The organism is Streptomyces sp. NPDC096048 (assembly GCF_044763415.1).
GTDB lineage: Bacteria > Actinomycetota > Actinomycetes > Streptomycetales > Streptomycetaceae > Streptomyces.
The window spans coordinates 207,178-221,822 of record NZ_JBIWGG010000011.1 but is presented as its reverse complement, the minus strand read 5'-3'; the positions used below and the strand labels follow the sequence as shown (position 1 = coordinate 221,822).

General features: G+C 68.0%; 8 protein-coding genes. 7 read left to right on the top strand and 1 reads right to left on the bottom strand.

What is annotated here, in order from left to right; all coding sequences use genetic code 11:
* The first annotated feature begins 84 nt into the window (after window positions 1-84).
* Complete coding sequence (locus tag ACIQ6R_RS29320; protein WP_404224570.1) at window positions 85-3,186, top strand: FG-GAP-like repeat-containing protein; 3,102 nt, start codon at window positions 85-87, stop codon at window positions 3,184-3,186.
* A gap of 121 nt (window positions 3,187-3,307) precedes the next feature.
* Window positions 3,308-4,138 (top strand): transposase family protein, encoded by an 831-nt coding sequence (locus tag ACIQ6R_RS29315; RefSeq protein ID WP_404224569.1) that lies wholly within the window; start codon window positions 3,308-3,310, stop codon window positions 4,136-4,138.
* 245 nt (window positions 4,139-4,383) lie between these two features.
* On the opposite strand, the gene ACIQ6R_RS29310 is transcribed toward ACIQ6R_RS29315, so the two are convergent.
* Window positions 4,384-8,046, bottom strand: a complete 3,663-nt coding sequence (locus ACIQ6R_RS29310) for a LamG-like jellyroll fold domain-containing protein (RefSeq protein WP_404224567.1) — start codon at window positions 8,044-8,046, stop codon at window positions 4,384-4,386.
* A 430-nt stretch (window positions 8,047-8,476) separates the two neighbouring features.
* On the opposite strand from ACIQ6R_RS29310, the gene ACIQ6R_RS29305 reads away from it, so the two are divergent.
* From ACIQ6R_RS29305 to ACIQ6R_RS29285, 5 genes are all read left to right on the top strand, one after another.
* Window positions 8,477-9,520, top strand: coding sequence for a LacI family DNA-binding transcriptional regulator (locus tag ACIQ6R_RS29305; protein ID WP_404224566.1), 1,044 nt, complete (start codon window positions 8,477-8,479; stop codon window positions 9,518-9,520).
* Window positions 9,521-9,642: 122 nt separating this feature from the next.
* Entirely contained in the window at window positions 9,643-10,884 is a 1,242-nt protein-coding gene (locus tag ACIQ6R_RS29300; RefSeq protein WP_404224564.1) for an extracellular solute-binding protein, read from the top strand.
* Window positions 10,885-10,922: 38 nt separating this feature from the next.
* The gene (locus ACIQ6R_RS29295; RefSeq protein WP_404224562.1) at window positions 10,923-11,876 is read left to right on the top strand and encodes a carbohydrate ABC transporter permease; all 954 of its coding nucleotides are present in this window, start codon (window positions 10,923-10,925) and stop codon (window positions 11,874-11,876) included.
* Between the two features lie 122 nt (window positions 11,877-11,998).
* Window positions 11,999-12,760 (top strand): carbohydrate ABC transporter permease, encoded by a 762-nt coding sequence (locus tag ACIQ6R_RS29290; protein ID WP_359977632.1) that lies wholly within the window; start codon window positions 11,999-12,001, stop codon window positions 12,758-12,760.
* 88 nt (window positions 12,761-12,848) lie between these two features.
* A complete protein-coding gene (locus ACIQ6R_RS29285; RefSeq protein WP_404224560.1) occupies window positions 12,849-14,618 on the top strand; it encodes an amylo-alpha-1,6-glucosidase in 1,770 nt (589 codons plus the stop codon).
* Window positions 14,619-14,645: the final 27 nt, after the last annotated feature.

Sequence of the window (14,645 nt, the reverse complement as noted above, 5' to 3'; positions counted from 1 at the left end):
ACATTTCCAAGGTCATGTACTGTTCGGGCGATACCACCCACCTCAACAAAGGCTTGTATAGCGACGATCCGGGGGGATTTACGCATGCGTGACATACCACGAAGAAGACGCCGCGGCGGGAGCTTCCTGCGGTGCGCGCTGGCGGCGTCGCTCGCCGCCGCGACGCTCGGTGTGACACCACTGGCCGCGTCAGCGGCCCCGGCAGCGGACGCCGCGACGAGCGTGACGGATGCCGAGGAAGGTGCGCTTCAGCAAGCGGCCAGTACGGGTGAACCCGTCGAGATCGAGACCGCCCGCACCGAGACCAGCGAGACGCACGCCCTGCCCAATGGCAACCTTCGCCACACCCAGCACACCCTGCCCGTCCGTGTGAAGCGGGACGGCACGTGGACTCCGGTGGACACCACGCTCGCCGAGGTCGCCGACCGCGTGGTCCCCAAAGCAGCCGCCGGCAACGTGTCCTTCTCCGCCGGCGGCGACAACCGCCTGGTGACGCTTGTCGACCAGGGCCGCACGCTCTCGCTGGCCTGGCCGGAACCGCTGCCGAAACCGGCACTGGACGGGCCGGTCGCGACCTACCACGACGTCTTCCCGGATGTGGATCTGTCGGTTCAGGCCAGCGTGGACGGCTTCAGCCAGGCGCTGATCGTCAAAACCCCCGAAGCCGCCAGCCACCCTGAACTCGAACGGATCGACTTCGGACTGCGCACCGAGGGCCTCGAGTTGCGGCAGGACACCGGTACGGGATCTCTAAAGGCCGTCAACCCGGCCGGTCAGACACTCTTCGCATCCTCCACCGCCCGGATGTGGGACTCCTCCGGCGCCGAGTCATCAGCAGCTCCCGCCCGGCAGTCAGCTGCCGCGAGTGCGGCCGAGGGCACGAGCGGCGCCGAAGCCGACCCACTCGGCTCCGGCACGAAGAGCAGCCAGGTAGATGTCCAGGTCGCAGACGGCCGCATCAGCTTGACCCCCGACCAAGAGCTGCTGGATGCCCCGGATACGACGTACCCCGTGTACATCGACCCGCGAATGACCGGCACACGAGAAGCGTGGACCATCGCCTACAAGCCACACCCGAACGACAGTTACTGGAACGGAACCGGCTGGAGCGGCGGCACCACCAGCGAGGCGCGTGTCGGCTACGAGTCATCGACCAAAGGCACGGCCCGCTCCTTCTTCCGTATCAGTTCCAAGTTCCTCGTGGGCGGTGTGAAGGTCGAAGACGCGCAGTTCCAGATCACCGAGACCCACTCCTGGTCCTGCACGGCCAAGCCAGTGGAGCTGTACCTCACCGGCGGCATCAACTCGTCCACCACATGGAACAACCAACCCGTCTGGTCAACACGGCAGGACAAACGGGACTACGCCCACGGTAACGAGTCCTATGGCTGTCCCGACAAGGCCGTCGACTTCAAAGCCATGGACGCCGCGGTCAAGGCGGCAGCCGGTGAATGGACGAACATCACCTTTGGCCTCCGTGCCCCGCAGAGTGCTGAGGACAACAAAGACGTCTACAGCTGGAAGAAGTTCAAGCCGGACGCCAAGCTGATCGTCGAGTTCAACCGCCCCCCCAAGGCGCCGTGGGCGCTCGACACCATCCCCAGCACCAAGGTGAGCAGCAGTGCGTGCGGCAACGGCTCGACCTATGTGACCGTCGGTAACACCGACGTGACACTGACCGCTCAGGTGTGGGACCCGGACGGCGGCGACGTGAACGTCCAGTTCCTCCTGTGGGCCACAGGCAAGAGCGACGTGGCGCCCGGCATCCTCTTCGACAAGCGGGTGAAGGTCGCCGTAAGCAAGAGCAACACCAAGGGCGCGCAAGCACGGATCACCGTGCCAAAGAGCCTTCTCAGCCAATACAAGGACGCCAGTAACGGTCAGTTCTCATGGAAGGCCCAGGCCGAAGACGTCACCAGCCCATCGCTGGCCTCCGACTGGACTCCAACCGTGGGTGCGGCCGGCTGCCGTTTCGGCTTCGACCCCGTGGCCCCGGCAGTGACACCGAAGGTCGCCTCGGCCGACAGTCTGTACCCCGAGTCGCTGGCAGGGGAGGCCATCGAAGGAGCGCTGGCGCGCACTGAGGGGGAGTTCGAGTTCGGCGCCAACGGCGTGTCCGACACCGTGGAATACCGGTGGGGGCTCGATCGCACCCCGCCGAACAACTCGGTCAAACCTGCAACCAAGGGCGGGTCGGTCAAGCAGAAGATCACACCCCTGACGCCTGGCCCACACACACTCTATGTACGGGCCTATGACGCAGGAGGCAACGCCGGTCCGATCTACCCCTACCGCTTCTACGTCAAGAGCCCCGAAATCGCCGACAAGCCCGGCGATCTGAATGGGGATGGGCTGCCCGACATGCTCGCCATTGACGACACCGGCAATCTGCTCATCTATGGAGGTACCGGGGACGGTGCCGTTGCTACCAAGGTGCCGTTGTCCGACAAGGGCGAGTGGGACGCCGCGCTTCTGACACACCGCGGTGATTGGACCTACGACCCCTACGAAGACCTGATCGCCCGCCATGGTGATGGCACATTGTGGGTCTACCCCAACAGTGGACAAGGAGAGTTCACCGATATCACCCGCCAGCGTCTGACCGTATTGGCTGACCCGGAAGGCGTCCCGACTGACACGACAGGCATCAGGCAGATTGTCTCTGTTGGTGACATCAGCGACGACGGCTATCCCGACGTCGTCGCAGTCATCGGCGACCGACTCTGGTTTCTGCCGGGTTGGTTCGGCAACAAACTCCAGTCCGGGTACCTGATCGGCACCGGCGGCTGGTCCCGAATGCAGATCACCTCGTCCGGAGACATCGACGGTGACGGATTCACTGACCTCATCGCCCGGGACACCTCCAACGGAGAACTCTGGATTTACCATGGTCGCAGCAGTGGCGACGCTGACGGAGACGGCACTCCCGACACCGCTGGCACCGAACCAGCATCCCTGGGAGCCATGGCCAACCGCACCGCCTACGCCACCGGCTGGACAACCGCCGCTCGCCCGCTGATCACCGCTACAGGAGACTCCAACAGCGACGGAATCCCCGACCTGTGGACCACGACCTCCAACTCCACAGCCGGACTCCACTTCGTACCCGGCCGGCGGACTGGTCAGGTCGGTCCACCGGCAGTCGTCGGGACCGGCGGTTGGAGCGTAATGAAGTTCATCTCCTGAATTTCCACGGGAGGCGGCCAGCCTGACCATGCTGGTCGCCTCCCAGCACCTTTCGCCTGACGAGCTCGTGCACGGTAAGCGGTGAGGCGTTGAGCTTCTGATCGTTGATCATGGTCGTGTGGTGAGGATCACGTCTCGTACAGCGATCATCAGCGACCGGAGGATCACGGGCCTGTCGGCCGACGTGATCGCTGAACTCGCGTTTGAACTCGACCCGTTGTGGCATGAACGGCACCAGGACAGGCTTGCGTCCAGGTCGCGGAAGCGGGCGATCGGTGTCGGCGCCAAGCACCGGCTGGTCTTCGTCGACCGGCTCCTGGCTGCCCTCGTGCACCTCCGACACGGGGTCACCCACGACGTGCTGGCCTGCTGGTTCGAGGTGGACCGCTCCACCATCACCCGCGCCGTCGGTGAGGTGCGGCCCCTGCTGGCCGAGCGCGGCTGCACCGTCAGTCCCGGAGTGCGGTTGCGGACCTTGGCAGAGGCCATCGACCATCTGGGCGCCAGCGGGAAGACCGGGATCATCGACGGCACCGAGATCCGGGTCCGCCGGCCGGCCGCCGGGCGCAAAGACCGGGACAGATTCATCTCCGGCAAGAACAAGCAGAACGCGGTCAAGACCATGGTCGTCACGGACGGGGACGGCCGCCTGCTCTTCTGCAGCCCGACCAGGCCCGGCAGCTGCGCGGACATCACCCACGCCCGCCAGCTTGGGCTGGTCAAGCTCCTGGCAGACGGGCCCGCGGTGGAAATCCTCGCCGACGCCGACTACCAGGGCCTGGGCGCTCAGACCGGCGGCCGGGTGATCACACCGCCGCACCGCAAGTTCAAGAAGAACGCCCCGGACGAGTACGAGGAGATGTACGAGCGCCTCAGGGCCCTGGGCCGGTCGCGTTGCTCTGGTCACTGGGGCGATCCCGGGGCGATTTCGGTGGCTGTCGCACCGCGGTGAGGGACGTACGGCGAAGCCGGCCGAGCGGCCTTCGGTGGCGCGGTGGCGGTCGTTGACGGACGGGGTCTCGGTCGTGGCCCATGACGTCGATCAGGCCGGCGCCCGGGACCGCCGACTGTGTCGGTCCCGGGCGCCTGCTTGCGCATCGATGGTCGAGCGGGTGCGCCCTGCCGGACAGGGTGAGGGCAGGGCGCCCCTGCTGCCCGACCACCGTGCGGGTCACCGTGCCGCTGGTGGTGACGGCCTCATCGCACCTTCCGCGCGTACGGCGCGACCGTGATCCGGTCGATCAGCGGCGCGTAGCGGGAGCGAAGCAGTACGCCGGGGAAGGTGTCCGAGGCGTAGGTGGTGCCGTCGAAGTTCGGCAACTCCTCGGAGCTGAAGGAGACCGTGTTCTGTCCCTTCTTGAGGTGGACCGGGATGGTCAGCTCCCAGAAATTGTTGCGGTGGAAGCTGTGCGGAAAGCCGACGCGGCGTATCTGCTCGCCGTTGACGGTGATGTCGGCGTGGCGGCCGAGCGGGTCCGGGTTGTAGTGGGTGGCTTCGGACTGTTCGGGGTTGGAGTAGCGGACGCGCAGCGCGTACAGGCCGGCCCGGTCGGCGCCGACGGTGAACGTCGCGGTGTTGCCGTTGCCGGGCTCGCCGCCGATGCCGGTGACGGCAGAGCCGCCGGTGGCCAGGGAGAGCGGGGCGAGCGTGGCCGAGCCCGCGAGTTCGGCGTCGCCCGCCTCGTACGTACGAGTCGGAAGCGCGCCCTGGGTGGGCGTGACCGTGAGCCGGTCCACGAGCGTGCTGGACGAACCTCCGGTTACCGTCACCTTGTTGACGCCGCCCGAGAGGGAGACCGCCACGCTGTTCCCGCCCTGGGACAGGCGCAGGACATCGTGACCGTTGACGGTGAGCCGGGCGTTCGCGCCGCGGAGAGTGTCGACCTTGAGGGTGGCCTCGCGGTCGGCGGGTGAATGGACCCAGAACGTGGCGGTCTGCCCCTTCCCGAGCCGGACCGCGCCGGAGCCGGTGGCGGGGGTCCCGGCCTGCTCCGGCAGCTCGTACACGGTGCGCGCCCCGCCGGCCGGCCAGGCCAGCTCGCCCTCGTACACCTGGGCGGTGGCCGAAGTCCCGGGGAGGGAGAGGAGGAGGCGGTCGACGATGGCATCGCCCCGGGTGGCGCGCTTGCCGTCGGCGCTCTTCGCGGCGAGCGTCAGGGTGTGCTTGCCCTTGGTGAGCTTCACCTTGGTGTCGGTGTGGTCCCACACCACCCACTTGTAGCCGAGCGGAAGGTGCAGCTCCTGCTCGCCGGCCGCCTTGCCGTCGACGCGCAGGAAGACGTTGGTGGGGCCCTGTTCCTTCACCTTGTCGAAGGTGTTGAGAGAGTTGGCGAAGACACTGAGGTCGTACGTGCCGTCCTCGGGCACGTCCACCGTGAAGTCGAGCGTGAGGTCCGAGCCGGTGCGCAGGCCCCCCACGTCGTAGCCGCCGGAGGTGTAGAACTTCGACACGTCTCGGGGCGAACCCTCCGGGCCGTTCTTCGAGTAACCGGACCCGGTGTGGGCGGCGTCCTCCGCCTCGTACGACGACTTCCAGCGCGTGGACGGTGACTGTGTGCCGGCGGCCTTCCCGGCCGGGCTGAGGATGATCTCGTACGCCGAGGACTCCTTCAGCTTCGGCAGTCCGCCGTCGCCGAAGCCGACGACGACCGTGCCGTCGTCACCGACCCGCACGTCCCGCTCCGCGAGCAGCTGCGGTCCGGGGGAGTCTCCCAGCTGGCCACTCCACTCGATCTCCCGCACCCAGGCGTGCACCCGGTCGCCGAAGAGCTTCTCCGGTACGTTGTCGAAGGTGATGTGGCCCTTGCCGGTGGACCCGCCGAAGAGCAGCCGGGCCTGCCTCTTCTTCTCGTCGAGCGTGGCGACGCCCTGCATGGTGTAGTTCTCGCCCGGGAACGGCGGGGTCACCTTCACCGTGTGCCCGCTCATCGAAGCGTACGAGTTGAGCAGCCACCACTGGCCGTTGCCGCGGTTGGACTGCACCGCGGAGTCGGAGAGATTGCCGTCGATGTTCCAGTACGCGATGTCGGCGTCGACCTTGGACTCCTCGATCGCGGACACCCACTGGATCATCTGGCCGGGCACGGAGGTGTGGTAGTTGAACGCGTACTCATTGATGTTGACGGGGAGCTGGGTACCCTCCTCGGCGGTGCCCTCGAAGAGGTCCTTCTCCCACCCCCGGTACCTGGCGACACTGTCGCGCACCGCCTCCGGGTGGCTCAGCTCGTGCCAGGTGATGACGTCGGGAAGAGTACCGGCGGCCTGGGCGTGCGTGAGGAAGCCCTTCACCTGGTCGAAGAGGATGCTGGTGTTGGGACCCGCGATGCGGGCCTCGGGCATCTTGCTCCTGATGAGCCGGTGGAAGTCGTCCCAGGCGGCGAAGTAGTCGTCCGGGTCGTTCAGCCAGCTGACCTTGTTGTAGCTCCACTCGCCGGTACCGAACATGTTGCCCTCGGGCTCGTTGAACGGCACGAAGACGATGTTGTCCTGGTACTCCTTCGGCAGCTGCAGAACCTGGTCGACCTGCTTGACGATCTTCTCCCGGTAGAGCTTGAGCTTCTGCTCGGGGGTGTCGCCCGGCCACTGGTACGGGAAGCCGCGGTGGATGTCGGTCATGTAGATGTACACGTCACCGTCGGTGGCGTCGGCCAGCGGTTTGACCACCTCCAGGGCGTCGGCGCCGGGGTGCTGCGGGCCGTCCTGTGCCTTCGTGGAGACCGTGCGCAGGCCCATGCCCTCCATGAGGTTGTTGGTGGGGACGTCCGGCCCGTACACGCCGTAGAGGGTGCCGGAGGCGCCGCCGTGGAACGCGCCGGTGTCCGAGCCGAGGTCGACGGTGAGCTGCCCCTCGCGGACCACCGTGACGGCCGCCTCCACGGCGCGCCCGGCCGCTGTTCCCGCCACGGTGAACGCTCCCGGCCGGGCGTACTTGTCGGCCGGTACGTCGTCCCAGGTGACCGGTGTGTCGCGGTCGTAGCCGTCGGAGAAGGAGGAGCGGACGGCGGCGGGGAGGGAGGGAGCGGTGCCGGACGTCGTACGGACCTCGAAGGACGTCTTCGAGAGCTCCTCGAGGGTGGGCAGGGTTCCGACCGTACCGGCCACCTGCTCGGCACTGAGCGCCGCGTGCCACACGGTGAAGTCGTCGATGGCCCCCTTGAACAGGGGGTCCGGATAGAAGGACTTGCCGATGTAGCCGGCTGTCGTGGCCGAAGTGCCCAGCAGCTCCCTGGCCTTGATGCTGGTCGCGGCGGAGGAGACCACCACACCGTCGAGATAGGTGGTGACCCGGCCCGCGGTGGAGTCGAGGGTGACGGTGACCGTCCGCCACTCGTCCGCGGGCAGCATCGCGTACCCGCGGTTCTGCGCCTCCGCGCCTCCTCCACCGGTGGTCACCGAGGTCTGCATCAGGCCGCTGCTGTTGGACGGGGTGACGAAGAGGTACTTGGTGTCGTTGCTGCCCAGATCGAAGATCCGCTGCCAGGCCGACGTGTCGCCGCCCCACTTCACGCGGGCGGACACCGTCAGGTCGTCCGCTCCGCCGACCACTTCGCGAGGAAGGCGGACGTACGTACCGTCGGAGGCGGGCGCCCCGCCCGGCAGAGCCAGCGCCCTGCCTCCGCCGGTGCCGGTGACGGACTGCGCGCCGGATCCGTTGAGCAGGCTCGCGGTCAGACCGTGGCCGGAACTGTCGCTGATCTTTCCGGAGGCGAGGTCGTCCTGGTCGAAGGTGTAGTGAGCGGCGGGCCGGGGCACGTCGGCCGCCTGCGCCGGCGCGGCGGGTGTGGCCAGCAGGCCCGCGCCGAGAGCCAGGGCCACGGCGGCCGAGCTTCGGCGCCGGGCGGATCTGTCAGCGGATGGCATGGATTGCGTCCTCGATCCTTCAGTCAGGGGTTCCGGGATCCGGTCGGCCCTCCTCGGTCGGCAGCTCGTCCACATGCCGTTCCGTGCGGAGAGCCTGGGGAGGAGTACGCCGAACCCGTTCGGTCGGCTGCGCTCCGAGGAGCGGAAAGGCAGTTCCAGGCTCCGGATTCCGGGTTCGGGTTCCGGGTTCGGGTCCGGGGTGGAGGTGGATCGCGCAGGGGGCTTCTTGCCCCGTCGGTTCGGCGGAGGGATCGCTTCATCGAACCGGTTCGGCGAAGCTAGCACCGGGCAAAGCGGCCAGCAATCCCCCCGACACAAGGAACTGTCCTTATCCCTCATGGGGTTTGGTGAGTTGCGTCCCGAGTATTGACAGCCGCTCCGGCGATTCCTAACTTCGCTTCATGCGAACCGGTTCGACGAAGGAGTCGCCGTGAACATCGGTGAGATCGCCCGCCGGGCCGGTGTCTCGCGGAGCACCGTGTCCTACGCGCTGAGCGGCAAGCGTCCGGTCTCGGAGGACACCCGAAGGAGGATCCAGCAGGTCGTGGACGAGCTGGGCTACCAACCCAGCGCCAGCGCCCGCGCCCTGGCCAACGGGCGGACCAGCACGCTCGGGCTGGTCTTCCCGCCGGCCGGGAACCACTACACGGGCATGCAACTGGACTTCATCGGCAGTGTGGTGGAGGCCGCTGCGGCCTGCGACTACGACGTACTGCTGTCCCCCAGCGGCGTGGACAGCGACCGCTCCTTCCAGCGGTTGCTGGGGGAGCGGCGGGTCGACGGCGCGATCCTGATGGAGATCCGTCTCGAGGACGACCGGGTGGACCATCTGGCCGCTGTGGACTTTCCGTTCGTCGCCATCGGCCGTACCGCGCGTCCCGAGGGCGGCTGGTGGGCGGGCCTCGACCACACCGCGCTGGTGGAGGCGTGCGTGCACCATCTGGCGGATCTCGGGCACCGCCGGGTCGCCTTCGTCAACCGCCCCGAGCACCTGCTGCGGAGCGGGTACGAGTCCGCGCACCGCGGCCTGGACGGCTTCACGAAGGCCGCGGCCGAACGCGGGCTGACGGTCCGGACGTACTGCTGTGGGGACGACCCCGCTTCGGGCCAGACGTGTCTGGAACAGATCCTGCACGACGATCCGGCCACCACGGCCCTGGTCACCCTGAACGAGGCCGCGCTCGGCGGCCTCTACCGAGGGCTGGTCGAGGCCGGCCGCCATGTGCCGCGTGACTTCTCCGTCACCGGCGTCGTGGCCAGCCGCTGGGCCCAGACGGTGACCCCGCAGCTCACCGCTGCGGACGTACCGGCGGCGGAGCTGGGCCGTCTCGCCGTCGACCTCCTGGTCGAGCGGCTCGACAACCCCGGCGCACCGCCCCGGCACCACCTCCTCGTACCACCGGTGTCCCTGCGGGCCAGCACCGGGCCGGCCGGCGCCACACCCCCGGCGGACACTGGGCCCCGTACGCCCTGATCGCCCCCTACGCGTCAGACCACTGGACACCCGAACCGGTCACCCGCGCCGTTCGGCATGCCCGCGTTCTCCACCTGCTCACCGCCCTCGGCACCCGCATGCTCAAGACAAAGGAACCCGCGATGAACAGCTCCGCCAGAAAGCGCCGTCTGACGACCGCGGCCGCGACCACCCTGGTCGTCGCCCTCAGCGCCACTGCCTGCGGTTCGGGAGGCACCGGGGCGAAGGAAGCCGACGCCGGCACGTACACCGTCTGGGACCCCTACCCGCAGTTCGCCGAAGGCTCGGCCTGGGACAAGCTCCTTGATGACTGCGGTGCCGAGGCAGATGTGCAGATCAAGCGGACCGGCTTCGACACCAGCGACCTGGCGAACAAGGCACTCCTTGCCGCGCAGCAGGACAACTCCCCGGACGTCCTCATCGTCGACAACCCGGTGGTGTCGACCCTGGCCGAGGCCGGCGTCCTCACGACCACTGACGAGAACAAGCTCGACACCTCGGGCGTGGACCCCAACCTGCTCGAGGCCGGCCGGCTGAAAGGCAAGACCTACGGCACTCCGATCGGCGCCAACACCCTTGCCCTGTACTACAACAAGGAGGTCCTGCGGGAGGCCGGGGTGGACATCGCCTCGGTCAAGGACTGGCCGACCATGACGGCGGCGCTGGCGAAGGTCAAGAAGGCGGGCAAGAAGGGCATCACCTTCTCCGCGATCGGCACGGAGGAGGGCAGCTTCCAGTTCCTGCCGTGGTTCTGGGGCTCGGGCGCGGAACTGACCGACATCGACTCCTCCGCGGCCGTCTCCGCGCTGTCCCTGTGGACGGACTGGCTGGGCAAGGGCTACGCCCCCAACTCCGTGCTCAACAACACCCAGACCACCAGCTGGCAGGAGTTCGCGACCGGCGACTACGCGTTCGCCGAGAACGGCACCTGGCAGCTCGCCAACGCCAAGAAGGCGGGATTCGACTACGGCGTCCTGCCCATACCGGGCTCCGACGGCGGCAGCGCCGCGGCCCCGATCGGCGGAGAGTTCGTCACCCTCCCGGTGCAGGGCGACGCCGGTCGCTACACCACCGCGCAGAAGCTCGCGGCCTGTCTGACCAGCACGCAGAACCTGTACGACACCGACACAACCCTCTCCTACGTCGCCCCCACCGCCGAGGTGCAGGGCAAGCAGATGGCAGCCGACCCGGAGCTCGAGCCGTGGGTGGACGCGGTCAAGGCGGCCAAGGGCCGCACCAGCGGTGATCTGGGCACCAAGTACCCGAAGATCTCCGAGCAGTTGTGGAAGGCAGTCCAGTCCGCCCTCAGTGGCTCGAAGTCTCCGAAGGACGCGCTTGCCGCCGCTCAGTCCGCTGCCAAGTAGCCGGACGTCAGGGACTGTTGATGAGTCACATGACACAAATGCCGCTCTCAGGGTCCGAGACCGGCGCCGGCGAGGCGGCCCCTGCCGCACCGTCCCGGACCCGGCGCCGCCCCAGATCCCAGCAGTGGGCCGCCTGGGCCTTCCTTGCCCCGGTGACCCTCTACCTCATCTTCTTCTACGCCTACCCCCTTTACCGCAACATCGACCTGAGCCTGCGCAACTACACCGTCCGTTCCTTCGTCCAGGGCGATGCCCCGTTCACGGGCCTGGAGAACTACAGGACCGTCCTCGCCGACGCGACCTTCCTCCCCGCCCTGCTCCACACCGTCCTCTTCACCGTGGTGTGCCTGGCCTTCCAGTACGCCATCGGGCTGGCGCTCGCGGTCTTCTTCCACCAGCACTTCCGGCTCTCCGCCACGCTGCGGGCCCTGTTCCTGGTGCCCTGGCTGCTGCCCCTGATCGTGTCGGCCTCCACCTGGTCGTGGATGCTCAACAGCGACTCCGGCATCGTCAACGCCGCTCTGCACGGGATGGGCATCGCCCCGGTGAACTGGCTGACCTCGCCGAGCTGGTCGCTGACCTCGGTGATCATCGCGAACATCTGGATCGGCGTACCGTTCAACCTCGTTGTGCTCTACAGCGGCCTGCAGTCCATTCCGGCAGGGCTGTACGAGGCCGCGGCCCTGGACGGGGCGGGTGCCTGGCGGCGGTTCTGGAGCATCACCTTCCCGCTGCTGCGCCCGGTGTCCGCGATCACCCTGCTCCTGGGCCTGGTCTACACGCTCAAGGTCTTCGACATCATCTGGATCATGACCAAGGGCGGCCCTGCGGAGTCCTCCACCACCTTCGCCACCTGGTCCTACCAACTCGGATTCGGCAACCTGCTTCCTGCCTTCGGCCCGGGCGCGGCCGTCGGCAACCTGCTGGTGGTGGCCGCCCTGGTCTTCGGACTGGTGTATATCCGGGTGCAGCGAAAGCAGGGATGGTCATGAACCGAAACACCACGCACACGCGAGGAGACACCACGCACACGCGGGGAGACACCAGGCCCACCCGGGGAAGAGGCAGGCGTACCTGGGGAAAGACGGCCGTCGGTCTGCTGCTGACCGGGATCATGCTCTTCCCGGTCTACTGGATGCTGAACGTCTCCTTGACACGCGACCAGAACATGCGCAAGAGCCCACCGGACCTGTTTCCCGTCGACGGCACCCTGGACGGCTACCGCACCGTCCTCGCCGAGCAGTTGCCCTATCTGGGTACCAGCCTCGTCATCGGCCTGGGGACCGTCGTCCTGACCGTGGCCCTGTCCGCTCCGGCCGGTTACGCCCTGGCCAAGCTGCGCCCGCGCGGCGGCGGCGTCCTCGGCTTCGTCCTGCTGGTCGCCCAGATGATTCCCGGCATCATCATGGCGATGGGCTTCTACGCCATCTACCTCAGTCTCGGCCTGCTCCAGTCCGTCCCCGGCCTGATCGTCGCCGACTCGACCCTGGCCGTTCCCTTCGCGGTGCTCATCTTCACCGCGTTCATGTCCGGCATCCCCGGCGAGCTGATGCAGGCGGCGAAGACGGACGGCGCCGGGCCCCTGCGTACCTTCTGGTCGATCGTCGTGCCGATGAGCCGCAACGCCGTCGTCACGGTGTCCCTGTTCGCGTTCCTGTGGTCCTGGTCCGATTTCGTCTTCGCCGGAACTCTGGTCAACGGCGGCCCCCACGAGCCGATCACCCTCGGCATCTACCACTACATCGGCAACAACAACCAGGAGTGGAACGCCATCATGGCCACCGCGGTCGTGGCCTCGCTGCCGGCCGCGGTCATCCTCGTCCTTGCCCAGCGCTACGTCGCCGCCGGTGTGACAGCCGGTGCCGTCAAGGACTGACCTCCTTCACCACTCCTTCCCCCTCGCCACGGCCGTGCCCGTCCGCCGGACGGCCGGCGCCCCCTGCCCGAGAAACGAGTGACATCTCATGACCGCCGCCCGACCCGGTCCGGCCTTCTCCGTCCAGGACATCCCGTTCAGCACGTACGGTTCCTGGTTCGACATCTCCCCGGTGCTGTCGCAGAGGACCATGGCCGAGGACCTCCACCTCGTCTCGCACCAGAACGGCATGCACGCCGTGTTGCGCCTTGTGCCGCTGGACGCCGCGACGGGGGAACGGGCCGAGACCCGTGTGGCGGCGACGCCGAGCCTGCTGAGCTGGATCGGCGCCGCCGACCGTGTCGATCTCGCCTACGAGTCACCGGACACGGTGCGCCTGCGCGGTGCGGGGCTGCCATTGCGCGTCTCCGCGGCGGCCCGGATGCTGACCCCGTTCAGCGGCACCTACTTCTTCCACGACGCGTCCGCCGACGCATACGTGTTCACCTCGTACGAGACAGGCCGCCGCTACCGCGTCACCGTGCTCTCCGGCACGGTCACCGATACTTTCGGCAGCCAGGCCCTGGGCAGCCGTGACCGCGGCCTGACCGTCGCCGCCGACGCGGACGGCTCATGGGAGATCGCGATCGAGGAACTCGACACCGCCCGCCCCGCGTACGCCCGGGCGGCAGCCTTCGACGAGATCGTCGAAGCCGCGCGGAGTTCCTTCGCGGACTTCCTCGACACGGTGGCCCCCTGGCGGTCGTCCGCCACCCCGGCCGCCGAACTCGCCGTCTACGTCGTGTGGTCCGCGACCGTCCATCCTGCGGGGCTGGTCACCCGGCCCGGCGTCCTCATGTCCAAGCACTGGATGGACAAGGTCTGGAGCTGGGACCACTGCTTCAACGCCCTGGCTCTGGCACCCGGACAGCCCGAACTGGCGTGGGACCAGTATCACCTGCCCTTCGACCACCAGGACGGGGCCGGGGCACTGCCCGACTCGGTCACCCACTCCGAGGTTCTCCGCAACTTCGTCAAACCGCCGATCCACGGTTGGGCGTTCGGCCACCTGCGACGTCGGCTGAGCATGCCGCCCGGCCCGGCGGAGCTGGCTGAGACGTACGACAGGCTGACACGCTGGACGGACTTCTGGCTCACCGGACGACGTGCACCCGGGGCCGCTTTGCCCCACTACCAGCACGGCAACGACAGCGGCTGGGACAACGCCACCACCTTCGACCCCGAACGCGTGGTCGTCACCGCGGACCTGGCCGCCTTCTTCGTGCTCCAGCTTCGCGAACTGGCTGATCTCGCGACTCACTTGGATATTCCGGAGGATGCCCACCGGTGGACGCGAGCCGCCGAGACGACGCAGGCGGCGATGCTCGACCAGCTCTGGAGCGGCGATCGGTTCGTCGCCCGAGGAGTTGACAGCGGCAACACCTGGCACAGTGACAGCCTCCTCGACCTGATGCCCATCGTGCTGGGCGAGCACCTGCCCGATGACGTCAGCGGTGTGCTGGCCGCCCGCATCGAGGCCCACCTGACCCCGTACGGACTGGCCACCGAACTGCCGACCTCCCCGCACTACCTCTCCGACGGCTACTGGCGCGGCCCGATCTGGGCCCCGGCCACGGTCCTCATCGAGGACGGGCTGCGCCGCACCGGACAGCACCGGCTGGCGGACGAGATCAGCGCCCGCTTCCGCGCCCTGTGCGAGAACCATGGCTTCGCCGAGAACTTCGACGCCCTGACCGGAACGGGCCTGCGGGACCGCGCCTACACCTGGACCGCCAGTAGCTACCTCCTGCTCGCCGAAGCACACGTGAGGCGCGGCGGGGGCGCGCCGGTGCCCGTGTCGAGCACACGCTCGAACTGACGGGTCTGTGCGGCACGTCGTCCGACG